The sequence below is a fragment of the Pseudomonas sp. NBRC 111123 genome (assembly GCF_001320205.1).
GTDB classification, from domain to species: Bacteria; Pseudomonadota; Gammaproteobacteria; order Pseudomonadales; family Pseudomonadaceae; genus Aquipseudomonas; species Aquipseudomonas putida_J.
The window spans coordinates 52,206-77,591 of sequence record NZ_BCAZ01000005.1 but is presented as its reverse complement, the minus strand read 5'-3'; the positions used below and the strand labels follow the sequence as shown (position 1 = coordinate 77,591).

Below are 25,386 nucleotides of genomic sequence, written 5' to 3'. Positions count from 1 at the left end.
TGGCAATCACGGCGGCTCGCGGCATGACACAGCGCGTCCTTCAGTAATTGCCGTTGGGCCAGTCGGTGTACCCCTTGGCGCCACCCCCGTAGTAGCTCTCGCGCGAAGCGACTGTCAGCGGCGCACCCTGGCGCAAGCGTTCAACAAGGTCGGGATTGGAGATGAACAGGCGGCCGAAGGCCACGGCGTCGATCTTGTTGTCAGCGCGGCGCTCGATGGCCATTTCCAGGTCGTAGTTGTTGTTACCGATATAGGGCCCTGCGAACAAGCTGCTGAGGGCATCCATATCAACGCCCGCGGGGATTTCGCGGCTGGTCGCCGTGGCGCCTTCGACGAAATGCAGGTAAGCCAGGTTCAGCGCGTTCAGCTGGGGCACCAGGTAACCGAACAGGCCCATGACGTTGCTGTCGGGGGGTGTGTTGCCAGCGTCCGGGGTGACCGGCGAAAGGCGGATGCCAACCCGGTCGCTGCCCCAGATCTCGACAACCGCGCGGGTGACTTCAAGTGTCAGACGCGCCCGGTTTTCGATCGAACCACCGTACTGGTCGGTACGCTGATTGGTGGAATCACGCAGAAACTGGTCGAGCAGGTAGCTGTTGGCAGAATGCACCTCCACGCCGTCGAACCCCGCGCGCTTGGCGTTGCGCGCGGCAGTACGGTATTGCTCGATGATGCCGGGGATCTCGTGGGTTTCCAGGGCGCGTGGTGTGGACACTGGGACAAAACCGTCGACCGTATAGGTACTGCCCTCGGCCTTGATCGCCGAGGGTGCTACCGGTGCCTGGCCGCCAGGCTGCAATTCGACGCTGGAGAAGCGGCCGACATGCCACAGTTGCAGCACGATCTTGCCGCCTTCGGCATGCACAGCTTCCGTGACTTTCTTCCAGCCAGCGGTCTGTTCATCGCTCCAGATGCCCGGCGTGGCAGCATAGCCACGGCCTTGGGCGCTGATGTTGGTCGCTTCGGCGATGATCAGGCCGGCTGAGGCGCGCTGGGCATAGTAGGTGGCGTGCAGCTCATTGGGTATACCGTCCTCGGCGTAACGGCTGCGCGTGACGGGTGCCATGACGATTCGGTTGGCGAGTTCGATGGCGCCCATGCGGGTGGGGGCGAACAGATCGGTGCGGGTGCTGTTGTCAGTCATGAAGGATTCCAGTAAGTAGACCAGTCGTCTAGTTTTCGGGTAAAAAAAAGCCGCTCAACCGAGCAGGCTTTTAGTCATGGCCAAAGCCGATTGGAAGGGTTGGGCAGAGCGGTTAACTTTCGCCATCAACGATGCGCCCAACCACAGTTGATACAGTGATTCGGCGAGTGCAGCGCTGTCTTTGGTAACGATGCTGCCATCATTGATACCGCGCTCGATGCTATCGCTGATCAGCCTGATGATGCGGGAAGTACCTTGATCCAGCACATGACGCATGACCTCAGAAAGGTCGCAGACTTCAGCGCCGAGCTTCACCACCAGGCATTTGTTGTCGACGGCGTCGTCGTACTGGGTTTCACTCCAGTACTGAAAATACTTCAGAAGGCTTTGCGCGCCATTGGCCTGCTGCTTGAGAATCGGCTCGATACGGGCCAGGTACGCCTCGAAGTACACATCGAGCAACGCCTGGCCAAATTCTTCCTTGGACTTGAAGTAATGGTAGAACGAGCCCTTGGGCACACCCGCCGTGCTCAACACCTCGTTGAGACCGACGGCGGTGTAGCCTTTGTGGGTCATTAGCGCCCTGGCAACATCGAGGATGTGCTCACGCATTTCATTGGCTGGTTTCTTCATAGTGGGCGCAGTCTATTCCAGATTAGACCAGTCGTCTACTACGCTCGACAGAGGGTCGATTCATTCTTCGGCGGCACCCTGTATCTACCGTCCAGGCTTAGTCTGAGGTCAGAGTATCGGCCACATCACCCATTCGGCGGGACGGGCGCAGCGCCTGGTGGCCGACCTTCTTGATTTCACACTCGTGCAAGTTGGGCGCGGCATCGAGGTGACGTTCGAGCCGGTCGACCTTCACGGGTTGATAGCAGATTGCCTGGAGGAGCTGCGGCTTGCCTTCCCTGGTCATGAGCAGTGGTCAGGGCCACTACAGCGCGGACAGTGATCGGCTCTATCAGATGTCGGTAACCTGGTTGCCAACGCGATTGCCTATGGCGCGGCGGGAGGAAGTGTTACGGTCTGTTCAAGGTTCGAAGACGAAGCGATCGCGCTGACCGTGCACAACACAGGCACACCCCTGCCCGCAGAATTGCTTGACGATTTGTTCGAGCCGACAGTGGATTCCTATTGCGCCAACTTGCAGGCTGGTTCCAACCCTGATCGTGATGATCGCATCAGGCACAAATCGATGACCACCTGAGCGGTGTCAGGCCGGGAAATCAACTGCGGCCGGCCGCTTTCGACCCGTAGCAGACGCTCGCAGAGCGAAGACTGCGGCAAGATCTTCGTGTTTTGCCGAGCCTCAGTTTCGCTGTCAGCTTGCTACATGGGGGAGCGGCGTCAAGCCACTGTCTTTGATCGCGGCGTCGGCTTCTGGCGATGCCAGATAGTCGAGGAGCGCCTGGGCTGCGGCATGATGCTGGCTCTTGGTGACGACAGCGCCAGAATACATAGTCATTTTCTGCGCTTCAGCCGGGATCAGACCAACGATGTCGATCCCCTTTACTGGCTTAAGCTCACTGAGCTGTTGGAAGCCGATCTGTGCTTGGCCGCGAGCGACCACCGCCCCGACAGGCTCGGCAGGTATCATGTGAGCCTTGGCCACGAACTGGTCACCGAGCTGCATGCGAGGGAACAGGGTCTTGGAGAGATAAACGCCGCTGGCGCTGTCGGAGTAGGCGAGAGACTTGCTGTTTTGCAGCACAGTGCGCAAGGCCTGCATCGTGCCAATGTCCGGCTTCGGTTCGCCTTTGCGAACGGCCATGGCAATGAAAGACTTTCCGAGATCTATTCGGCTGGTTTTGTCGGCTAGACCGCTGGCGACCAGGTTGTCGAGCGCCGAACCTACCATCAGAACCACATCCGCCTGCTCACCGCGGGCGAGCCTATTTGGGACGGCCTGTGGGGTTTCCCCCATCGAAGGCGCGGCTAGAACTTCCAGCTTCACGCCATGTGTCTTCTCATAAGCTGGCGCCACTTCCCGGATAGCGCCCATGATACCGCCGGAACTCAGAACGGTCAGCGTTTGCTCGCCACCTTGTACAGCGTCAGCAGCCGAGCAGGCGAATGAAGTGGTCAAGAGGGCAGCACAGGACAGCATTCGAAGCATCGGAGCGTTCTCCACATGTAAAAGCGCGAAATTTTACGGAGCGTGGAGCCGGCTAAGAATTAATCAACGATTAAGAATGTTTTAAATTTCTTTCCGCAGATGGCAGCGACGGGCTGAAAGCCGGTGGCAACAGTTCCCACAGGTTCGGCGCAGGTTTGCAGACGGGTGACATTCGGGTCATTGATAAAAGCGATAGCTGCTATGTGGAAGGTATCAGTTCCATCAAAGAAAATGCGCCACGAGGTAACCACATGATGGAATCTGTTATGAAAAAGGTCTCTTTCACCGAACGCATGGTCCATGCCGTGGGCTATGAAATCTTCGCTGTGCTGCTCTGTGCGCCACTGCTCTCGTGGATCATGGGCAAGTCGCTGGCCACCGCTGGCGCCCTGGCGGTCACCCTGTCGGTGATCGCGATGATCTGGAACATGGCCTACAACGCGCTGGTCGACCGTTTCGTGGCGACGCCGCGCATCCAGTGGAAAGCGCTGGCGCGCTTCGTTCATGGCCTGGGCTTCGAGGCGGGGCTGGTGGTCTGGTGCCTGCCGGTGGCGGCCTGGATGCTGCAGATCTCGCTGATGCAGGCATTCATGGTCGAGCTGGGTTTTTTCGTGATCATCCTGCCGTACACCGTGCTGTACAACTGGGCGTTCGACCGGGCCCGGCACTTCATCGTGCAGCGCCGGGCTATGGCCTGAGGCTTCAGAAGTGCTTGCTGACGCCGGCTACCACGGTGGCGCTGCAGACATCGTCAAAGCCATAACTACTGGCGCATTCGGCGTGCGACAGGTTGGTATCCAGGTAACTGAGGCGCCAGGTGAGCCCAAGGACATCGCGTGTGAGCCTGGCCTCCCACTCACGGTATGAGTCGCGCGACTGGCCGCTTTGCGACCAGTAGCTCGGGTCCTTGAAGTCCACGCGGCCGTAGCGCAGTTCCAGGCAGACCCGCAGCGGTAACGCTGTTTGATAGCCCACCCAGGTGTAGAGGCTGTCCTGTTCCTTGCCGTACTGGGTCGAGGCGTCGGTCGAGTAATACGCCGCCAGCTTGAAACCCTGCACCGCGAGAATGGCGTAAAGCTCGGACAGGTTGTACTGGCTCTCCTTCGGGTAGCTGTACTTGATGTAGCCCAGGTCCAGGTTGACCTGCTCAGCCATCTGCCAAGCCCAGCCACCGTAGTAGTCGACTTCCTGGCGGGTCTTGCTGGCAAAGCCGAAATCGACGTTCGAGGTCCAGGCGCCGAGGTACAGGCCGCTGGCGTGGCTGAGCATGATGTCGGCCTGTAGCGCCGGGTCGCCCTGGGTTTGCGAGATGCCGCGGCTGCGGTAGTCACTGACCGCCGCCAGGTCGATGTCGACCGCGAAGTCGTCATTGATCGGCAGGGCGATGGCGACGGGGGCGAGCGTGGCGCAGCCGAACGCGCACACGGCTGCCAGGGTAGCGTGTTTCATGGTGATCCCTATCTTGTGTTGTGGTTGTTGTGGCAGATAGAAAGGCGGCATGCCGGGGGCATGCCGTGCAGCTAAAGGGGGGCGCAGCGGCTTAGCGGGCGTATACCTGGCGGCCGCCGAAGTAGGTGGCCAACACCTGGGTTTCGCCGAGCTGCTGGTCGTTCACCGCGAGCACGTCACGGTCGAGGATGACGAAGTCGGCCTGTTTGCCCGGGCTCAGCGAGCCGATCTGCTGCTCCATGCCCAGGGCCTTGGCGGCATTGGCGGTATAGGCATAAAGCATGGTCTGGCGGTCGAGGCGCTCTTCGGCGTTGAGCACGCCTTGCTCACCCTTGCGCGTTGCCGCCTGGGCGATGGCCAGCCAGGGGCTCGGTGACGACACCGGCCAGTCGCTGGCCCCGGCGATGGTCGCCCCCTTTTTCTGCAGCGAATGGGCCGGGTACTGGTAGCGGAATGCCGTTGCGTCGATGTAGGGCTTGACCATGTCGACGGTGTAATCGTCGCCGGCGGCCCACAGCAGCTGCATCGATGCGATCACGTCGAGGGCTTTGAAGCGGGCGAAGTCCTGGGGGTTGACCAGTTGCAGGTGAGTGATCGAGTGATGGATGCCGCTGTTGCCAGCCTTGCGCGCTTGCTCGATGCCGTTCAGTGACTCACGCACCGCACGGTCGCCAATGGCGTGGATGTGCACCAGCCAGCCCCGTTGGTCGGCGGCGCTGACCAGCTCGCCAAAATGTTGCGGGTCGATCAGCAGTTCACCCGGTTTATGGGTGTTGTGGTACGGCTTGAGCAGGGCGGCGGACTGCGCGGGGTATTCGAGCACACCGTCGGCGAACACCTTGATGCCCGGCAGGGTCAGGTTCGGCACACCGGCGAACTGCTTGCGCACGTTGTCGATGGTCTGCAGGTCGGCGGGGGTGCTTTTCGGGTTGACCACCAGCAGCGCGGCGACATGCGCGTTGAGCCCACCCTGCTCGGCGAGGGCCTTGTAGGCTGGCAGAACGCCCACGGTGTGATCGGTGGGTTTGATGGCGAAGATTGCCTCGCCGGGCATGCTGTTGGCTGCCGGGTCCATCCAGGCGGTGATGCCCAGGCTGTTGTTGAACTGCACGGCGGCCTGCGCGCCCTTGAGCAGGGCGGCGGCATCGGCCTTGGGCAGTACGCTGGCGACCCGGTCCCAGCCAGCGTCGACCAGAAAGCCACTGGGCTGGCCATCGTCGAAGCTGCCGATGGTGTCTTTTTCCTGGGGGCTCAGGCTGCTCAGCAACGCCTTGTCGATACCGGCGCGCTTGAGCATGGCCTGGTTGGCCCAGGCGGTGTGGTAGTCCTCGCCAATGAACACGATGGGCGTCGAGGCCCACTCGCCCTGGCTGAAGCGCGCATTCAGTGCCTTGGCCTGGGCCCAGTAGCTCGAGCTGACGCCGAGCACGTGCAGCACATCGCCGTTGCGTGCACGCCCGTCATCGCGCCAGGCGCGCAGGCGGGCTTCGAAGTCGTCCAGCGGCAGCGCCTCGCCGCCCATGTCGGCGCCACTCAGTTGCAGGCCGCCGAAGATGGCGTGGGAGTGGGTATCGATCAGGCCTGGCGTGACCCGTTTGCCTTGCAAGTCGATCACCTGGGTGTGCGAGTCGGCGAGTGCGCGGGCCTGGGCATCGGAGCCCACCGCCACCAGCTTGCCGCCTTCGATGGCGATGGCCTGCACCTGCGGGTTGTTGCGGTCGGCGGTGAAGATCTTGCCATTGACCAGCACCAGCTCGGCGGCAGCCAGCGCTTGCCCGGAGCAAAAAGCCACGGCCAGCGCCAGCAAGCCAGGAAGACATCTCGACATGTGTAGCCTCTTGTATTTATGGGTGTAACGCGAGCCTAACCAGCGCGCGCCTGGCATAGAATCGCCAGAACGCTAAAAAGCCTTTTGCCATTCAGGAAAAACCGCATGGATACCTTGGGTGCGATTTCGATGTTCGTCGCCACTGCCGAGCATGGCAGTTTCAGCCGCGCAGCCGAGGCGCTGGGCAAGACGCCCTCGGCGCTGACCAAGGCGGTGACTCACCTGGAACGTGAGCTGGGCAGCCAGCTGTTCGAGCGCAGCACCCGGCGCATCGTGCTGACCGAAGCCGGCCGGCTGTACCTGGAAACCGCCCGGCAGGTGTTGAAGAGCCTGCATCAGGCCGGTGAAGAGATCAGCCAGTTGCAGGGGGTATCCGGCACCTTGCGCCTGACCGCGCCACTGGCGTTCGGCAGGGCGTTCCTGGCGGATGCCTGTGCTGGCTTCATGCGCGAATACCCGCAGATTCAGCTGCGGGTGGAGTTGTCCGATGCCTTTGTCGACCTGATCGAAGCCGGTTACGACCTGGCACTGCGCGAAGGGCACAGCGACCTGCCGGGCCTGATTGCCCGGGTCATCGGCCACAACCGCATCGTTCTCTGTGCCAGCCCCGACTACATCGCGCGCAACCCGCTGCCGGTGACGGCGCACAGCATCGGCCAGCACCACTGGCTCAAGTACATCCACCCGGCGCTGGATGCGCGGTTCTGGTGGCTGCAGTGTGACGGCGTGCGCATGCGCCTGCCGTATCCGCAGAAGGCGCGGCTGGAAAGCGACAACTACGACTTGCTGCTACGCAATGCACTGGCGGGGCACGGCATCCTGCACACCCCGCAGTGGAGCGTGCGCCGCTATTTGCAGGAGGGGCGGCTGGTGCGGGTGATGGAGCACTGCGTGATCGAGCCGGATGCATTCGGTGAAGACATCCTCGCGGTCTACCCCAGCCACCGCCGTGCCAGCGGCAAGGTGCTGGCGTTCATCGACTACTTGCAGGGCTACCTGCAGCGGCAGTGAGGTTCAGCCGATAGGGTCCTGGCCGAGCACCTTGCTCAACGCCACCCGGGCATCTTCCAGTTGCACCAGCGAAGCATGCCGTGCGCCCAGGGCGTCGCCGTTCTGGATGGCGGTGAGGATCGCCTTGTGCCGCGGCAACGCCAGTTCGTCGAAGTTGGGGCGCTGGTTGGAGTAGCGCACCGACTCACGCAACGCCAGCGAGAGCATGTTGCACAGGTAGGCGAGCAGGTCGTTATGGGTGGCGTCGGCGATGCGCGCGTGGAAGTCCAGGTCCGGTTGCAGGCGTTCCTCGTGAGTGCTTGCGGCTTCCATGCGCAGGTAGGCCTCGCTGATCGACGCGACATCGGCAGGGCTGGCGTTGGTCGCAGCCAGTGCTGCAGCGGCAGGTTCGATGACCCAGCGCACGCTGGACAGGGTGTTGAAGAATTCCTGCTGTGGCGTGGCCTGCATCAGCCAGTGCAGCACGTCCGGGTCGAGCATGTGCCAGTCGTGACGCGGGCGCACCAAGGTGCCGACGCGTGGGCGGGCTTCGATCAGGCCCTTGGCGGTGAGGGCGCGCATCGCTTCACGGAACACCGGCCGGCTGATGGCGTAGGCTTCGCACAGGCTGGCTTCGGCGGGCAGTTTGTGCCCCGGCTGGAGCTGGCCGGATACGATCTGCAGGCCGAGGTCCTGGACCAGGGTGGCGTGCATGCTCTTGCGCGTGGTGGGCTGGCGGTAGTTCATGGGCGGTGCTGGCGGTCCATCGGAGCGGGGAGGGCATCATAGCATCACAAGTCGAGCACAGGTCTTGCTCTTGCAGGAGCGGCCTTGTGTCGCGAAAGGGCTGCAAAGCAGCCCCGGCGATCTGTGCATTGTTGCTGATACCCTGGGGCTGCTTTGCAGCCCTTTCGCGACACGAGGCCCTCCTACAAGAGCAGGGCCAGCGCGGGGTCAGTGGGAGTGCTTGGGCACCTCAGAGCCCCGGCAGCCGACCAGGAAGTCGAAGTCGCAACCTTCGTCGGCCTGCATCACATGGTCGAGGTACAACTTTGCATACCCCCCGCTGATCAACGGCTGCGGCGCTTGCAGGTCCGCCAGGCGGCCGGCCAGTTCCTCATCGGAAATATCCAGGTGCAGGCGGCCTGCCTGGCAGTCCAGCTCGATCCAGTCACCTTCGCGCACCGCTGCCAATGGCCCGCCTGCCGCCGCTTCTGGCGCCACGTGCAATACCACCGTGCCATACGCCGTGCCGCTCATGCGCGCATCCGAGATGCGCACCATGTCAGTCACGCCCTGGGCCAGCAGCTTGGCCGGCAGGCCCATGTTGCCGACTTCGGCCATGCCCGGGTAACCCTTCGGCCCGCAATGCTTCATCACCAGCACCGAGCTGGCGTCGACCTCCAGTTCCGGGTCGTTGATGCGTGCCTTGTAGTCTTCGAAGTTTTCGAACACCACGGCGCGGCCACGGTGGCGCATCAGCGCAGGCGTCGCCGCCGAGGGCTTGAGCACGGCGCCCTTGGGTGCAAGGTTGCCGCGCAGGATGCAGATGCCGCCATCGGCCACCAGCGGCTTGTCGATCGGGCGAATGACGTCTTCGTTGTACAGTGGTGCGCTTTGGCAGTTGTCCCACAGGCTCTTGCCATTCGCGGTCAGTGCGTCGGGGTTGGGCAGCAGGTTGTGCTCGCCGAGGCGGCGGATCACCGCCGGCAGGCCGCCTGCATAATAGAACTCTTCCATCAGGAAACGGCCCGACGGCTGCAGGTCGACCAGGGTCGGCGTACCGCGGCCGACACGGGTCCAGTCTTCCAGTTGCAGGTCCACGCCGATGCGCCCGGCGATGGCCTTGAGGTGGATCACGGCGTTGGTCGAGCCACCGATGGCGGCGTTGACGCGGATTGCATTCTCGAAGGCTTCGCGGGTGAGGATCTTCGACAGGCGCAGGTCTTCATTGGCCATCTCGACGATGCGCATGCCCGACAGGTGAGCGAGCACGTAACGGCGCGAGTCCACAGCCGGGATCGCAGCATTGTGCGGCAGCGAAGTGCCCAGGGCTTCGGCCATGCATGCCATGGTCGAGGCGGTACCCATGGTGTTGCAGGTACCGGCCGAGCGCGACATGCCGGCCTCGGCCGAAAGGAATTCGTTCAGGTCGATCTGCCCGGCTTTGTAGGCCTCATGCATCTGCCAGACGATGGTGCCGGCACCGATGTCGCGGCCCTTGTGCTTGCCGTTGAGCATCGGCCCGCCGGTCACCACGATCGCTGGCACGTCACAGCTGGCAGCCCCCATCAGCAGTGCCGGGGTGGTCTTGTCGCAGCCGGTGAGCAACACCACGGCATCCACTGGGTTGCCGCGGATGGCTTCTTCCACGTCCATGCTCGCCAGGTTGCGGGTGAGCATGGCGGTGGGGCGCAGGTTGGACTCGCCGCTGGAGAACACCGGGAACTCCACCGGGAAGCCGCCGGCCTCCAGCACGCCTTTCTTCACGTGTTCGGCGATCTTGCGAAAGTGCGCGTTGCATGGAGTCAGCTCAGACCAGGTGTTGCAGATGCCGATGATCGGCTTGCCCTGGAATTCGTGGTCAGGGATGCCCTGGTTCTTCATCCAGCTGCGGTACATGAAGCCGTTCTTGTCGGCCGTGCCGAACCATTGGGCGGAGCGCAGGGGGCGTTTGCTATCAGACATGACGGACACCTTATTAGTATTACTATTTGTCGTTATGTGGCGACTCTATCGCTAAAAAAGCGCTCTGTGAAGGGTTGTTGTTTTAAATAGTAATACTATATGATCCTTTCACCGCGCCGGAGGTCTGCCCACAAAACCCCGGCCATGTGCTGTCCCCATTACAAGAACAATCGGAGACCTCGCCATGATTCAGGAGCAGCGGCTCGTCCGCCTGATCACGCTGAAACTCATCCCTTTTCTGGTCCTGCTTTACCTGGTGGCCTACGTCGATCGCTCGGCGGTGGGCTTTGCCAAGCTTCATATGGGAGCCGACATTGGCATCGGTGATGCCGCCTACGGCCTGGGGGCCGGGCTGTTCTTCATCGGCTACTTCCTGTTCGAGGTTCCCAGCAATCTGTTGCTCGACCGCTTCGGCGCGCGGCGCTGGTTCGCCCGCATCCTGGTGACCTGGGGCGCGATCACCATTGGCATGGCATTCGTCACCGGGCCCCATGGCTTCTATGTGATGCGCTTCCTGCTCGGTGTTGCCGAGGCGGGCTTCTTCCCCGGCGTGCTGTACTACATCACCCAGTGGTACCCGGTACGCCATCGCGGCAAAATCCTCGGCTTCTTCATCCTCTCCCAGCCACTGGCGATGCTGGTCACGGGGCCGCTGTCGGGCGCCTTGCTGGGCCTGGACGGCAACCTCGGCCTGCACGGCTGGCAGTGGCTGTTCATCTGTATCGGTACCCCGGCGGTGCTGCTGGCCTGGCCGACCCTGCGCCTGCTGCCCGATGGCCCGGACAAGGTGCGCTGGCTGGACGACACTCAGCGCCGCTGGCTCAAGGAGCAGCTGGCCGAAGACCTGCGCGAGTTCGGCCAGACCCGCCACGGCAATCCGCTGCATGCCCTGAAGGATGGCCGGGTGTTGCTGCTGGCGCTGTTCTACCTGCCGATGACCCTGAGCATCTACGGCCTGGGGCTGTGGCTGCCAACGCTGATCCACCAGTTCGGCGGCAGCGACTTGGTGACCGGCTTCGTCTCGGCGGTGCCATACCTGTTCGGCATCATCGGCCTGCTGATCATTCCGCGCAGTTCCGACCGCCTCAACGATCGCTATGGCCACCTCGGCCTGCTCTATGCCCTGGGCGCCCTGGGCCTGTTCCTCAGCGCCTGGCTGACAATGCCGGCAATGCAGCTGGCGGCGTTGTGCCTGGTGGCCTTTGCGCTGTTTTCCTGCACGGCGATCTTCTGGACCTTGCCTGGGCGTTTCTTCTCTGGTGCCAGCGCGGCGGCCGGCATCGCCCTGATCAACTCGATCGGCAACCTCGGCGGCTACCTTGGCCCCTTCGGCATCGGTGCGCTCAAGGAGCACACCGGCCAGCTGTCCTCGGGCCTGTACTTCCTGGCCGTGGTCATGCTGTTCGGGTTGGCATTGACCGGCGTCGTCTACAACCGCCTGGAGCGCCGCCAGCGCCAGGCATCCGTGAACATTGCAACCGACAAGCGAGCACAAGCATGCGACTGATCCAATTCGAAACCGCCGCCGGCCAGCGCCGGGTCGGCGTGGTGGAGGGCGAGCGTGCCCTGGAAATCTGTGGTGCCAGCAGTACCCGTGAACTGGCCCTGCAGGCGATTGCTGCCGGCCGCGACCTGGCCGCCCAGGTGCGGGCTGCAGGCCTTGGCGAAGGGCATGACTATCAAGCCCTGCTTGCCGAAGGCCGAGTGCTGCCACCGCTGGACCATGAAGACCCGGCGCATTGCCTGGTGACCGGTACCGGCCTGACCCACCTGGGCAGCGCCGCCACCCGCGACAAGATGCATCAGCAGCAGGCCGAGGGTGCCGTCACCGACAGCATGCGCATGTTCCAGTGGGGCCTGGAGGGCGGGCGACCGTCAGCGGGCGAGGAGGGTGCGCAACCGGAGTGGTTCTACAAGGGCGATGGCGCCATCGTCGTGCGCCCGGGGGCCGACCTGCCCTTGCCGGCGTTCGCCGAGGATGCCGGAGAAGAACCGGAGCTGGTCGGGCTGTATGTGATCGGCGAGTGCGGCACACCGTTCCGCCTGGGTTACGCCCTGGGCAACGAGTTTTCCGACCATGTGATGGAGCGCCGCAACTACCTGTACCTGGCGCATTCCAAGCTGCGCGCCTGCAGCTTTGGCCCCGAACTGCGCCTGGGGGCGCTGCCCGCGCACCTGGAAGGCCGCAGCCGCATCTTGCGCAATGGCCAGCAACTGTGGAGCAAGCCGTTCCTGTCCGGGGAGCAGAACATGTGTCACAGCTTCGAAAACCTCGAATTCCACCACTTCAAGTACGCCCAGTTCCTGCGCCCGGGCGATGTCCACGTGCATTACTTCGGCACCGCCACGCTGTCGTTCGGCGACGGCATCCAGGCACGCCCCGGCGACACCTTCGAGGTCAGCCTCGACGCCTTCGGCCAGCCATTGCGCAACGGCATCGCCGCTGCTGACCGGGCGCCGCGCCCGGGCCTGGTGAAAAGCCTCTGAGCCTTCAATCGTTGTCACAGGAGTCAATCATGTCGGGAAGCAACTTTATCGGCGGCGCCCGCAGCGCCGCTGGCAGCGTGCGTCTGCAGAGCTTCGACGCACGCAGTGGCGAGCCCTTGCCGGTCGTCTTCAGCCAGGCCACGCCTGACGAGGTGGACGCCGCCGCCCGCGCCGCCGAGCAGGCCTTTGCCGGGTACAACGGCCTGGCGCCGCAACGACGCGCGCGCTTTCTGGAGGCCATAGCCGAGCAGCTGGATGGATTGGGCGAGGCGTTCATCGATACGGTTTGCCGCGAAACGGCCTTGCCCGCCGCACGCATCCAGGGTGAGCGCAGCCGTACCAGCAACCAGTTGCGCCTGTTCGCCCAGGTACTGCGCCGCGGCGACTATCTGGGGGCGCGCATTGACCGTGCGCAACCGCAGCGCCAGCCACAGCCGCGACCGGACCTGCGCCAGTACCGTACCGGCGTCGGCCCGGTGGCGGTGTTCGGGGCCAGCAACTTCCCGCTGGCGTTCTCCACCGCTGGGGGCGATACCGCCGCCGCGCTGGCTGCTGGCTGCCCGGTGGTGGTCAAGGCCCACAGCGGCCACATGGCCACGGCCGAGTATGTCGGCGAGGCGATTCAGCGTGCCGCCGAGGCCACTGACATGCCGGCGGGGGTGTTCAACCTGATCTACGGCGCCGGCGTGGGTGAAGCGCTGGTCCGCCACCCGGCGATCCAGGCGGTCGGCTTCACCGGCTCGCTCAAAGGTGGCCGCGCCCTCTGCGACCTGGCAGCGGCGCGCCCGCAACCGATCCCGGTGTTCGCCGAGATGAGCAGCATCAACCCGGTGCTGGTGCTGCCCGCAGCGCTGCAGGCCAGGGGCGAGCAGGTGGCCGGTGAACTGGCAGCATCAGTGGTGTTGGGGTGTGGGCAGTTTTGCACCAACCCGGGGCTGGTCATCGGCATTGCCGGGCCCGCGTTTGCGGCGTTTGTTGCGGCGCTCGGTGCGCGCATGGCCGACCAGCCGGGCCAGACCATGCTCAATGCTGGCACCTTGCGCAGCTACGCGAGTGGTGTGGCGCGCCTGCACCAACACCCGGGCGTGCGTCACCTGGCAGGGCTGGAGCAGCGCGGCGACCAAGCCCATGCTCAACTGTTCCAGGCCGATGTCAGTTTGCTGCTGGAGGGGGATGAGCTGTTGCAGGAAGAAGTCTTCGGCCCGACCACGGTGGTTGTCGAGGTGGCCGACGCAACCGAACTGCGCCGTGTACTGGAGGCTTTGCACGGTCAACTGACTGCGACGCTGATCGCTGAACCTGCAGACCTGGAGCGCTTTGCCGCGCTGGTGCCGCTGCTTGAACGCAAGGCCGGCCGGTTGTTGGTCAATGGCTATCCGACGGGGGTCGAGGTGAGTGATGCGATGGTCCATGGCGGGCCGTATCCGGCTACGTCCGATGCGCGTGGGACCTCGGTGGGGACGCTGGCCATTGATCGCTTCCTGAGGCCGGTGTGCTACCAGAACTATCCGGATGCCTTGCTGCCGGAGGCGTTGAGGAACGCCAATCCGTTGGGGCTGTTGCGCCTGGTCGATGGTGAGTACAGCCGGGAAGCCTTGATTTAGGGCTGCTGGCCTCTTCGCGGGCAAGCCCGCTCCCACAGGATTTGCGCCTGCCCTGAAATTCGCGCTTTGACTGTGGCAGCGGGCTGGCCCGCGATAGGGCACTTGCAGACAAACGAGCAAGTCGCCCCAGCCTGTGAGAGGATGTCCACCACCCCAGCCAGGACCCCGAACGCAGCCTGATGAAGACACCAAAACGAATCGAACCACTGATCGAAGACGGCCTGGTCGACGAAGTACTGCGGCCCTTGATGAGCGGCAAGGAAGCAGCCGTCTACGTGGTGCGCTGCGGTGCCCAGGTCCGCTGCGCCAAGGTCTACAAAGAGGCCAACAAGCGCAGCTTCCGCCAGGCCGCCGAGTACCAGGAGGGCCGCAAGGTCCGCAACAGCCGCCAGGCCCGAGCCATGGCCAAAGGCAGCAAGTACGGCCGCAAGGAGGCCGAAGACGCCTGGCAGAACGCCGAAGTGGCAGCACTGTTCCGCCTGGCCGGCGCCGGGGTGCGAGTGCCCAAGCCGTACGACTTCCAGGACGGCGTGCTGCTGATGGAACTGGTCACCGACGCCGACGGCGATGCCGCACCGCGCCTGAACGACGTGCACCTCGAGGCCGAGCAAGCGCGCGAATACCACGCCTTTGTCATCCGCCAGATCGTGCTGATGCTCTGCGCCGGCCTGGTGCATGGCGACCTGTCCGAATTCAACGTGCTGCTCGGCCCCGATGGCCCGGTGATCATCGACCTGCCCCAGGCGGTGGATGCAGCGGGCAACAACCATGCGTTCAGCATGCTGCAGCGGGACGTGGCGAACATGGCGCATTACTTCGGGCGCTTTGCCCCGGAGCTCAAGAGCACCCGCTACGCCGATGAGATGTGGGCGTTGTACGAAGCCGGTGAGCTGCGCACGGACAGCCCGCTCAGTGGGCAGTTCGAGGAAGACGACCACGAGGCTGACGTATCTGGCGTGATGCGCGAGATCGATGCCACGCTGCGTGATGAAGCTCGCCGCCGTGCGGCGCGGGAAGAGGCCGAGCACGGGCCGGCCAAGGCTGAAGAGCCGACGCCGCCTTGGATGCAGTAACGGTTTGACTGCAGCTACTCTGCGCAGCTTGCCTCTTTCTTCAGGGCTTCACCTTTATCTGGGTAGGGTGGGGCTCTGAAGGCGTTGGCTTGTCAGCGTCAGTAATAACGGCTTTAAATCTAATGTTCTCGCATATATCCCTACTTTGCGGGTAATAAATTCCTACGCATAAGTTCGTACTCCTCGGAATACTCCTACAGTAATGTTAGCTGCTGGGAATATTCCCGCAGGATAAGTCGGGTTCGTGTAGGACTATTATCCTATTGCCAGGCGCTAGTATCTGCCCATGTTCTAATTGCACATGGGGTGGGCAGGTGTCCGATCAAGCTGAAGTCGGTGAGCACCAAACACGTGATAGCGGCCTGGCCTGCCTGGTCATGCTGGCGCGATATCACGATGTAGCGGTTTCTTCCGAGCAACTGAGTCATGAGTTTGCAACGGATGGCATGCCATTTTCCGTTGCGCAGATATTGCAGGCATTTCAGCAATTTCGCCTGAAAGCCAAATATCGACGCACCGACCTGAAGCGCCTGGCGCACATGCCGCTACCGGCCATCGCAGCGGACAGGCAAGGTGGCTATTTCATCATCGCCCGAATAGAGGGCGAGCACGTGCTGGTGCAGGACCCCCGGGTTTTTGCGCCGCAAACCTGGACGCTGGCCGAACTCGAGCAGCGCTGGGCCGGGGAGCTGATTCTGGTCCGCTCGGACGCGCCCTTGCCGCGAGGGCTGGAACGGTTTGACCTGACCTGGTTTATCCCGGCAGTGGTCAAGCATCGAAAGTTGCTGGGTGAGGTATTGCTGGTTTCACTCATCATCCAGATCCTCGCACTGCTGACGCCGTTGTTCTTCCAAGTGGTAATGGACAAAGTACTGGTCCACCGGGGCCTGACCACTTTGGATGTGATTGCGCTGGGCCTGTTGACTGTATTGCTCTTCGAAAGTTTGCTCAGTGGCTTGCGTGCCTATGTGTCGGCGCATACGGCTTCGCGCATTGATGTCGAACTGGGCGCCAAGTTGTTTCAGCACTTGATAGAACTACCGCTTGCGTATTTTCAGGCGCGGCGCGTCGGAGATTCGGTTGCTCGCGTGCGTGAACTGGAAAACATCCGCAGTTTTCTGACCAGCAACAGTATCACCTTGCTGTTGGATGTGTTGTTCGTTGCGGTATTCATCGCGTTCATGTTGCTGTACAGCGGTTGGCTGACGCTGCTGGTCATCGCTTCATTGCCGCTTTACCTGCTTGTTTCGGTGCTGGTTACCCCTGTGTTACGTGCCCGGATCGACCAGAGCTTTCAACGTGGCGCGGAAAACCAGGCGTTCCTGGTAGAAGCGGTCAATGGTATCGACACGTTGAAAACCATGGCTGTAGAGCCGCACGTCACGCGTAGATGGAACCAGCAGCTGGCGGCCTATGTTGCCGCCAGTTTCAAGACCCAGAACCTCTCCAACATCGCCAATGAAAGCGTTGCCCTCATCGGCAAACTGGTCACGGTCGGCACCTTGTGGCTGGGTGCGCGGCTGGTCATCGAGGGGGAACTGACGGTCGGCGAACTGATCGCCTTCAACATGCTCGCGGGCCGTGTGGCCCAGCCGATCATGCGCCTGGCGCAGTTGTGGACGAACTTTCAGCAGACCGGTATCTCGATCCAGAGGCTGGGCGACATCCTCAACAACCGTACCGAGGTCAGCCATGGCGCGCAGTTGCCTGCGTTGAGCGGGGGCATCGAACTCGATCAGGTGTGCTTCCGTTATCGCCCGGGTAGCAACGAGGTCCTGCGCGACGTCAGCCTGAAGATCAGCCCTGGCGAAGTCATCGGCATTGTCGGCAGGTCAGGTTCAGGCAAAAGTACGCTGACCCGGCTGATACAACGGCTGTATTCGCCGGAAAGGGGGCGAGTGCTGCTCGATGGTGCCGACCTGGCGCTGGCCGATGTCTCTTCGCTGCGACGGCAGGTCGGTGTGGTGCTGCAAGAGAACATGCTGTTCCGGCGCACCGTGCGCGAGAACATCGCGTTGGCCAACCCAGCAGCCCCCCTTGAGGAGGTCATTGCAGCGGCCACGCTGGCGGGTGCGCATGAGTTCATCCTCGAGCTGCCTGACGGCTATGAAACATTGGTTGGCGAGCACGGCGCCAGCCTGTCGGGTGGCCAGCGGCAACGGATCGCGATCGCCCGTGCTTTGATGGGCAACCCGCGCATTCTCATCCTGGATGAAGCCACCAGTGCCCTGGACTATGAGTCCGAACGGATCATCCAGCAGAACATGGCGCGTATCTGCGCCCGGCGTACCGTGATCATCATCGCCCACCGCCTGTCTGCCGTGCGCCATGCCGACCGGATCGTGGTCATGGAGCGGGGGCAGATCATCGAGCAGGGCGCTCACGATGTTCTGTTGGGCAACCCGCAAGGCGCTTATGCCTACCTGCATCGGTTGCAACAGGGGGCGGCAGCATGAGTGCGCCTGTCCTCGACCTGCTGGAACGCTACCGCGAGGCTTGGCGCAACGCCTGGGGTCGCCGCCGGGTCATGCAAGGGGAACCACGGGAAGCCGATGAGCTGGCGTTCCTGCCCGCGGCGCTGGCCTTGCAGGAAACCCCGGTACATCCGCTACCGCGCCGCGTGCAATGGTGCCTGCTGGCGCTGATAACGCTGGCCTTGCTGTGGGCCTGCCTGGGCGAAATCGATGTAGTCGCCAGCGCCGAGGGCAGGATCGTGCCCAGCGGCAGGAGCAAGGTGATCCAGGCCAGTGAGGTCGCGGTGGTGCAGGCGATTCATGTGGTGGATGGCCAGACCGTTGCCAAAGGCGACCTGCTGGTTGAACTCGAAGGGCAACTGACCGCCGCCGACATCAAGCGCCTGAATAGTGAGCTGCTGGCAGCCCGGATCGACCTGGCACGCGCTGCTACCTTGCTGGAAGCGCTCGATGGCAACACCGCGCCGGCCTCCCTGGCGCCACGCATTCCCCAGGCCACGGCGCTACAGCAAGCAGCCGCACAACGCTGGCTGCATGGGCAGTACCAGGAGCTGCGCACTTCGTTGCAACAGGCGGATGCCGAAATCGCCCAGCGCGGCGCAGAGATGCGCTCGGCGCAAGCCCGCGCCGATGCGCTGCAGCACTTGCTGGTGATTACCCGCCAGCTCACGGCGGACTACCAGCAACTGTTCAGCGAGTCGGCGGTTGCCAAGCACACCTACCTGGAAAAGGAACAGGCCCGCCTGGAGCAAGAGCGCGAGCTGGCCATTCAACGTTCACGCATCGAAGAACTGGGCGCTGCGCGGCTGGCAGCCCAGCACCGCCGCGAAGGCATCATCGCCCAGCTGCGCCGGGCCATGCTCGACCTGCATGCCGAGGCAGACCGGCAGATCGCGACCCTGAGCCAGGAGTTGTACAAGGCCGAGCAACGGCATCGGCTTCGGGCGCTGACATCCCCGGTCGACGGCACGGTGCAGCAATTGGCCATTCATACCCAAGGCGGAGTTGTGACCCCTGCGCAAACACTGATGGTGATTGTGCCGAGTGATCAGCCGGTTGAAGTGGACGTGCAGATCGAGAACAAGGACATCGGCTTTGTACAGGCGGGGCAGGCCGTGGAGGTGAAAGTCGAGACCTTCACATTTACCAAGTATGGCGTTGTGCCAGGAGTTGTTCAGAGTGTTTCCAACGATGCCGTTGAGGATGAGCGGCGGGGGTGGGTTTACAACGCTCGGATTCAGTTGGGGTTGAGTGCTTTGCGGGTTGGGGATAAGGAGGTGCCGCTTGCGCCGGGTATGGCGGTGCGTGCAGAACTGATTATTGATAAGCGGAGGGTGATTAGTTACTTCCTTAGTCCGTTGCAGCGGCATGTTAGGGAAAGCTTGGGGGAACGATGAATATGTTCAGGTTTTTCATTGTTTGGTTGTATGTGGTTGTTTGGCAGGTGTTGAGGGTTTTTAGTGGGGTGATTTTATTGTTTCTTGTTGTTATTTATGTTGCGTCTGTTGCGGATAGCATAAAGCGGAGTAGCACAAGTTCTTATGTGCCGCCGGGTCCGATAGTCTGCGGGAAAATGGCAGGGGTCGTATATGAGTTCCAGAGGGTATATTTTCCGTTTTGGCCTGAATATGAAGGTAAAAGTTCATTTGATCCAGATTTTATAAATAATAAGAGAGGCTGCGATGCCAACCTTCGCTCAGTATTCATGGCGATGACCTGGCCAGGCTTGGAGCCTGCGAAGGATCGGCTTATTTTTGAACAAGGGTTAGAGCATGAGGGCTTGCTTGTCGCGATATCCCCAATCTTTGCCAAGGAAGGTGACTTACGTCTCATGCGCGATTATTTGCTAAGCAAAGTAGTTCGGGAGGCGGGGAGCAAAGTTATCTACGACGATTTGCTAAAGCTGTATCTGGTTGAAGGTGGAGACAGGACCCGGAAAGGGGGGAGGAAGCGAATCTATTGGAGTGAGGCATCGGGCGAGGTCACTTCGTTGACTGAATGCTTATGGCGTCCGCGAGAACCAAATTTTTATGCGTGTCAAATGACTTTTGTTGTTTTCGGAGTGCTGCATGTGGAGGTGACCATGCTGCCCGAGAAATTGGTGCAATGGCCAAAAATACAGCGAGCACTGGAAGTATTTATCACTAAAAGTAAAAAATGAGGTGGCGCATGTCTGGCTTGCTTATGGAAGATGTAAGGCGCGCTCGTGAGCTTTACGAATCTCAGGGTGTGGGTGAGATGTATGATTATCTGGCGAGCAAGGGGGATCGGTACGCAGTTCTTGCGAATGGTGTCGCAAAGGGTAACTCAGTGGCCGGTGTTGTCGCAGTTGATTTTATGAAACGCACCGAGCGAGAGGCTGGTCGGCCCATGCAAGATGCTGATGTCGAAATGGTACGGCTCAGAATGGCGGAGGCTTATCTGGATTTATTGGATAAAAAAGTCAAGGAGGGGACTATAGGGGTTGAAATAAATCATAAGGAAGTGTGGAGTTTTCACGCAGAGGTTTTTGAAGGTCTAGAACGGTCGAGAGACGCTTGGACACTGAATACCGTTTTTGATTTAAAGCCTCCGAAAGCTCGCGAATCGTATTGGAAAATGGTGTTGGATGCAGCAGGTAACCCGGTCGATGAGGGGCTGTTGGCAGTTAGAACTGATATGCAGGTTTCGTTTTCTACAGCGATGGCCCCGGCTCATCTACGCGCCCAAGCAAGATCCTGGCTATCGAGAATTGACTCACCTGAAGGATTAGCGTCCATTGCAGTGGGCTTGGGGACCGTCACGTTCAATGGCATCCAAAGTGTATTTTCCGAAGAGATGCCAACAGATGAGCCCGCACCTTCCCAACCCATCCAGATCGAAATCACCCCAACCACCGACTCCCGCCGCGACCTACAAGGCCAGGACGACATCCGTAACGACGTCTCCGCCGGCTATGTCACCCGCCGCCTGACCCACAGCATCGCCTTCACCGACAAAACCCTCGACAACACCGATTTCACCTCTGCCCAGCTGGGCAGCCTGGCTACCGGCGGTATCCGCCCCGGCGAACTGCAACTGGACCCCAACGTGCGCCCCAACCAGCACCTGGCCCAGTTCTACCAGGATGGCTCTGACACGCCGGACTTCAGCCTGCGCAACGCCGCAGTCCTGAACGGCCTGGCCGCCATGACCACGGTCAACACCTTCGTCGACCCGCTGCTGTTCGACCTCAGCGGCCAAGGCGCAGGGATGACCGGTATCGAGGACGCCGTGCTGTTCGATGTCGACAACAGCGGCCAGCTGCGGCGCACAGGCTGGGCCGACCGGCAGACCGGGATGCTGGTGCACGATGACGGCAGTGGGCAGGTCGTCAGCATCCGCCAGCTTTTCTCTGAATACTACGGTGGCCAGCCAGGCAGCAATGGCGCACCGGGCGAGGCACCATTCAAGGATGGTTTTGCCGCGCTGGCCAGTGTCGATGCCAATGCCGATGGCTTGATTAGCCCCGACGATGCGGCGTGGGCACAGTTGAAGCTGTGGGTCGATGCCAACCATGATGGCCGAACCGATGCCGGTGAACTCAAGGCACTGCCGGAACACGGCATCACGCAGATCGACCTGCGTCAGGTCCAGCCAGTGAACGAGGTGCGCCAGGGCAACGAAGTCATCTCCCGCGGCGCGTTCGTGGCCAATGGCGTGGAGCGTGAAGTGCTGGCAGTGAAGTACCTCGCCGACACAGTAGGCAATCTCGTGGAGCAGCAAGACGGCGCCACCTTGCTGGCCTCCGTCAGTGGGACGATCTCGCGCCGTTCCTATATCAGCAACAGCCCGCAAGGTACCGAGCTCGATGCCGCCGCGCTAGGCGTGGATACCCTGCAGGGCGGGGCGGGTGACGATGTGCTCAAGGCCGCACCAGGCGGCAGCTGGCTGGTGGGTGGCGCTGGCAGCAACACCTATGAAGGCGGCGCCGGTGACGATGTGCTGGTGATCAGCGCCAGTGACCAGCAGGCCAACATCCGTGGTAACGGCGGGCGCGACACTGCGCTGATCGTCGGCATGCAGGGTGTTGGGCTGAACATGGCTGAGGCCGGGCTGACCATCGCCCAGGGCGGGCGAGGCAAAGACGTGATTGCCAGCGGCGGGCAGCGCGGCGTTTTCATCAAGGGTGGGTCTGGCGACAGCCTGCTGATCGGTGGTGGCGGCAACGATGTGCTGGTTGGCGGAACGGGCCGCAACACCATCATCGGCGGCACTGGCAAGGCGGTCATCTATGCCGGCCCCAATGGCGATCGGATTCAGGCCTCGGCCGCTGGCAGCATCATCCACGCCGGCGGCGGTGCAGACCAGATCATGGGCGGTGCGGCGGATGACGTCATCGAGGCCGGGCGCGGCAATGCAATCATCGACGGCGCAGGTGGAGTCAACCTTGTCACCCTGCATGGCAATCACGATGAGTACCTGATTGCGCGCACGGCGACGGGCTATCAGATCACTGATCGGCAGGCTGGGCGTGACGGCAGCCTGACCTTGAGCAATGTTCAGAAACTCAGTTTTGCCGATATCGCGTCGGTCGACCTGCAAGCCCCCGGTGCACTGCCGGTTGGCGATACCCTTGCCCCGGAACAGATGGCGGCATTCACCACCACGCCAGATGCCCTGGTCGTTCCTGCCTCGGTGCTACTGGCCAATGACCTGCCACTCAACAGTACTGGCCCACTGCGCATTGCCTCGGTCGGCGACGGCAAGGGCGCGACGGTCCGGCTCAACGAGCAGGGTGATGTCGAAGTCACGCCGTTGCCTGGCCATGACGCTGATGTGACCTTCCGCTATGACCTGGTCGATGCTGCCGGCAACGCATCGATGGGGGTGACGGAGGTTTCCAGCGGCGCATCGGCACCCTTGCGCGCCACAGTGACCTTGCGTCACGAACAGTCGCCTGTCGATCCGTTGGCGCCACGCCAGTGGTACCTCGATGAGATCGATGTCCAGCCGGTCTGGCGTGAGTTTACGGGCAAGGGCGTGAGGATCGGCCAGTTCGAGCCTGGGGGTGAATTCGCCGTTGCTCCGGAAATTTTCGACATCGAACACCCGGATCTGAAAGCCAATATCGACCCCATCTGGCTGCAGACCCAGCGCAGCAATGGCACGCTCCCACCCCTGGCTTCCAACCATGCGACGCAGGTGGCAGGGGTCATGGTAGGCGCACGCAATGATCAAGGGGGTATCGGCATTGCCTACGACGCGAAACTCGGCGGGCACTACCTGGCCAACAAAGGCGATGACCTGACCAACTTGGGGCAGATGGTCAATTACGACATCGCCAACCACAGCTGGGGTTTCAGGAATGACTTCGCCATCGGCAACGTGCCCGAAGGCAAGGTCGACACGTCCCTGGCCCTGGCTTTCAGCGCAACGCTGGCGGCCACCAACGGGCGCGGCGGGCTGGGTACCGTCATCGTCACCTCGGGCGGTAACCAGCGTGAACACGGCGGCAGCGCGCAAGGTTCGCTGATCAACAACAGCCGTCACGCCATCGAAGTAGCGGCCGTCAATGTCAAGGCAGACCTCTCGGTACTGCAGGTGGCCAGTGCGCCGTTTTCCAACCCCGGTTCAAGCCTGCTGGTGGCGGCGCCGGGTAGCCATGTGCTGTCCAGCGGCATCAACCTGGAAGCCGAGCGCGGCGCCAAGGTCGGCAGCGCCTATGGCACGACCCAGGGCACCAGTTTCGCCGCGCCAATGGTTTCTGGTGTGGTGGCGTTGATGCTGCAGGCCAACCCGGCCCTTGGCTACCGGGATGTGCAGCAGATTCTTGCGCTGTCCGCGCGCAAAGTCGATGACCCGGTTACTGCCTGGCGTGATAACGCCGGGCTCAACTGGAATGGCGGTGGCATGCGTGCCAGTCACGACTACGGGTTCGGCATGATCGACGCTCGCGCCGCCGTGCGCCTGGCCGAGTCGTGGGCTGGCCAGGCAAGCAAGGCTAACGAGCAGCAGCTGGCGGCCGACAGCGAAGCGCTTGCGCAGGTGGTTGCGCCCGGTCAGGTCAGCACATTCGCTTTGAGCATACCGGCCGGGGTCTTGGTGGAGCATGTCGAAGTCGATGTTCACTCGCAGGTCGGCCGCCTCGGCGATATGACCGTTACGCTGGTGTCTCCCGGCGGAACGCGCAGCGTGCTCTTGGACCGCGCTGGCAAGGCGCCGGGCTCGGGCGATGATGACCTGGGCAACCCGCGCGCAGGCGAATTCAAGTACGGATTCATGTCGACCCATCATCGCGGTGAGCGCTCGGCAGGCGAATGGCGGCTGGAAGTCAGCAATGCCGGCAACGGGCTGCCACTGACGCTTGATCGGTGGGCACTGCGTGTCGTGGGTAGCCCCAGCAATGCCAACGATGTCTATTACTACACCAACGACTACGCCGATGCCGTGACCCAGAACGCTGCGCGCGCGGTGCTGGACGATGCGGTCAACGGTACCGCAGGTGGCCGCAATACCCTGAATGCTGCCGCTGTCAGCCGCAGTATTTCGGTTGATTTGGTCAGTGGCATTGCCAGTATTGCCGGGACGGCGCTCACCCTTGCCCCCGGCGCGGTGCACAACCTGATCGGCGGTGACGGTGATGACAGCCTTATCGCCGGTACGGACGGCGCCTTGCTCGATGGCGGTCGCGGTTACAACCTGCTCAAGGGCGGCAGCGGAACGGACCGTTATGTCATTCACAAACGTGCCGCTGGTCGTGATGAGGTCGAACAGTTCGAGCAGTCCCGAGAGGTCGTCGACCTGATCGGCTTTGGCAGCAAGGCCTTTACCGACTTGCAACTGAGCCAGGAAGGGACTGCTGCCGTGGTCGACCTGGGTAATGGGCAGACGCTGCGCTTTGCCGATCGAGGCATTGCCGAACTGCAGCCGAGCAACTTCCGCTTTCTGGACACGCTGATTGCTGCGCCGGGCTATTTTGATGGCAGCCCCGAAGGGCAGATGCCTGCGCCTGCTGACGGTACCGTACTGCTCCGTGGGGGGGCTGAAGGTGTGTCACTGACAACGGATGCCTCGGGGCAGTTTGTCGCATCGCTCAAAGGCACGATCTATGGCCCGGCAAGTGTTGCTCCCAGTGTCTTCGTAGTGGGCAAGCAGGAGGGTGTGGCCGACTACAAGAACACGGTACGTGGTTTCCGGCACGGTATCGACAAGATCGACCTGAGCCAGACCGGCATCAGCCGTTACGAAGACTTGCAGCTCACCAAGGACGAGCGCTTCCAGCTCAATGGCTTTGCCCAGATACACGGCGTGACGGTGGCGGGGCAGGGCAGCACGGTGACGCTGCTGTATCTGGATGCGCTGGAGCTGGCCCAGGTGACTGCCGAAGATTTCATCTTCGCTCCACCTGCAGCGTCAGGTTTGCCCGCCATGGCACCTGCAGCGCTGCCCAACCTTGCCAATCTGGTCGACGCCATGGCGGCGTTCGCCCCGGAGCCAGCCAGTAGCAAGCTGCTGGCCGAGGCACCCACACAGCGCTGGGAATCGACCATTGCCGTAGCGGCCTGACCC

General features: G+C 62.3%; 19 protein-coding genes. 11 read left to right on the top strand and 8 right to left on the bottom strand.

Translation table 11 applies throughout. The annotated features are described in order from the left end of the window. Positions 1–40 precede the first annotated feature (40 nt). From APH27_RS04615 to APH27_RS26300, 3 genes are all read right to left on the bottom strand, one after another. On the bottom strand, positions 41–1,144 hold the full coding sequence (locus APH27_RS04615) for an alkene reductase (protein ID WP_027916863.1): 1,104 nt from the start codon (positions 1,142–1,144) through the stop codon (positions 41–43). Positions 1,145–1,198: 54 nt separating this feature from the next. Next, on the bottom strand, positions 1,199–1,777 hold the full coding sequence (locus APH27_RS04610) for a TetR/AcrR family transcriptional regulator (protein ID WP_060484119.1): 579 nt from the start codon (positions 1,775–1,777) through the stop codon (positions 1,199–1,201). Positions 1,778–1,874: 97 nt separating this feature from the next. Beyond that, the gene (locus APH27_RS26300; protein WP_060484118.1) at positions 1,875–2,063 is read right to left on the bottom strand and encodes a hypothetical protein; all 189 of its coding nucleotides are present in this window, start codon (positions 2,061–2,063) and stop codon (positions 1,875–1,877) included. A 60-nt stretch (positions 2,064–2,123) separates the two neighbouring features. Between APH27_RS26300 and APH27_RS27090 the strand changes: the two genes are divergently transcribed. Beyond that, positions 2,124–2,354, top strand: a complete 231-nt coding sequence (locus tag APH27_RS27090) for a sensor histidine kinase (protein WP_371262695.1) — start codon at positions 2,124–2,126, stop codon at positions 2,352–2,354. A 114-nt stretch (positions 2,355–2,468) separates the two neighbouring features. Here the strand turns inward: APH27_RS27090 and APH27_RS04600 are convergent, their stop codons facing one another. Then, positions 2,469–3,263, bottom strand: coding sequence for a substrate-binding domain-containing protein (locus APH27_RS04600; RefSeq protein WP_060484117.1), 795 nt, complete (start codon positions 3,261–3,263; stop codon positions 2,469–2,471). A 266-nt stretch (positions 3,264–3,529) separates the two neighbouring features. Here APH27_RS04600 and APH27_RS04595 point away from each other — a divergent pair, with 266 nt between their 5' ends. Continuing rightward, positions 3,530–3,961 (top strand): multidrug/biocide efflux PACE transporter, encoded by a 432-nt coding sequence (locus APH27_RS04595; protein ID WP_027916860.1) that lies wholly within the window; start codon positions 3,530–3,532, stop codon positions 3,959–3,961. Positions 3,962–3,965: 4 nt separating this feature from the next. Here the strand turns inward: APH27_RS04595 and APH27_RS04590 are convergent, their stop codons facing one another. Both APH27_RS04590 and APH27_RS04585 read right to left on the bottom strand, forming a co-directional pair. Next, positions 3,966–4,712, bottom strand: a complete 747-nt coding sequence (locus tag APH27_RS04590) for a TorF family putative porin (RefSeq protein ID WP_060484116.1) — start codon at positions 4,710–4,712, stop codon at positions 3,966–3,968. Between the two features lie 91 nt (positions 4,713–4,803). Further along, complete coding sequence (locus tag APH27_RS04585) at positions 4,804–6,540, bottom strand: amidohydrolase (RefSeq protein ID WP_060484115.1); 1,737 nt, start codon at positions 6,538–6,540, stop codon at positions 4,804–4,806. Positions 6,541–6,645: 105 nt separating this feature from the next. Here APH27_RS04585 and APH27_RS04580 point away from each other — a divergent pair, with 105 nt between their 5' ends. Further along, positions 6,646–7,551, top strand: coding sequence for a LysR family transcriptional regulator (locus tag APH27_RS04580; protein ID WP_027916857.1), 906 nt, complete (start codon positions 6,646–6,648; stop codon positions 7,549–7,551). A gap of 3 nt (positions 7,552–7,554) precedes the next feature. Here APH27_RS04580 and APH27_RS04575 read toward each other — a convergent pair whose 3' ends face one another. Then, entirely contained in the window at positions 7,555–8,277 is a 723-nt protein-coding gene (locus tag APH27_RS04575; protein WP_060484114.1) for a FadR/GntR family transcriptional regulator, read from the bottom strand. Between the two features lie 207 nt (positions 8,278–8,484). Beyond that, positions 8,485–10,218 carry an IlvD/Edd family dehydratase gene (locus APH27_RS04570; protein WP_027916855.1) on the bottom strand — a complete coding sequence of 578 codons (1,734 nt, stop codon included), beginning with the start codon at positions 10,216–10,218 and terminating at the stop codon, positions 8,485–8,487. 184 nt (positions 10,219–10,402) lie between these two features. On the opposite strand from APH27_RS04570, the gene APH27_RS04565 reads away from it, so the two are divergent. From APH27_RS04565 to APH27_RS04530, 8 genes are all read left to right on the top strand, one after another. Beyond that, a complete protein-coding gene (locus APH27_RS04565) occupies positions 10,403–11,725 on the top strand; it encodes an MFS transporter (protein WP_060484113.1) in 1,323 nt (440 codons plus the stop codon). Further along, a complete protein-coding gene (gene araD1 / locus APH27_RS04560) occupies positions 11,716–12,705 on the top strand; it encodes an AraD1 family protein (protein ID WP_060484112.1) in 990 nt (329 codons plus the stop codon). The genes APH27_RS04565 and araD1 overlap by 10 nt, the downstream gene beginning before the upstream one ends. Before the next feature lie 29 nt (positions 12,706–12,734). Next, positions 12,735–14,309, top strand: coding sequence for an aldehyde dehydrogenase (NADP(+)) (locus APH27_RS04555; protein ID WP_060484111.1), 1,575 nt, complete (start codon positions 12,735–12,737; stop codon positions 14,307–14,309). Positions 14,310–14,488: 179 nt separating this feature from the next. Next, positions 14,489–15,382 carry a PA4780 family RIO1-like protein kinase gene (locus APH27_RS04550; RefSeq protein WP_027916851.1) on the top strand — a complete coding sequence of 298 codons (894 nt, stop codon included), beginning with the start codon at positions 14,489–14,491 and terminating at the stop codon, positions 15,380–15,382. A gap of 314 nt (positions 15,383–15,696) precedes the next feature. Further along, positions 15,697–17,838, top strand: a complete 2,142-nt coding sequence (locus APH27_RS04545; RefSeq protein WP_060484110.1) for a type I secretion system permease/ATPase — start codon at positions 15,697–15,699, stop codon at positions 17,836–17,838. Further along, entirely contained in the window at positions 17,835–19,253 is a 1,419-nt protein-coding gene (locus tag APH27_RS04540; RefSeq protein ID WP_060484109.1) for an HlyD family type I secretion periplasmic adaptor subunit, read from the top strand. Before APH27_RS04545 ends, APH27_RS04540 begins: the two co-directional genes overlap by 4 nt. Further along, on the top strand, positions 19,250–20,017 hold the full coding sequence (locus tag APH27_RS04535) for a hypothetical protein (protein ID WP_177331639.1): 768 nt from the start codon (positions 19,250–19,252) through the stop codon (positions 20,015–20,017). Before APH27_RS04540 ends, APH27_RS04535 begins: the two co-directional genes overlap by 4 nt. 656 nt (positions 20,018–20,673) lie before the next feature. Next, the gene (locus APH27_RS04530; protein WP_256250547.1) at positions 20,674–25,383 is read left to right on the top strand and encodes a S8 family serine peptidase; all 4,710 of its coding nucleotides are present in this window, start codon (positions 20,674–20,676) and stop codon (positions 25,381–25,383) included. The last annotated feature ends 3 nt before the right edge of the window (positions 25,384–25,386 follow it).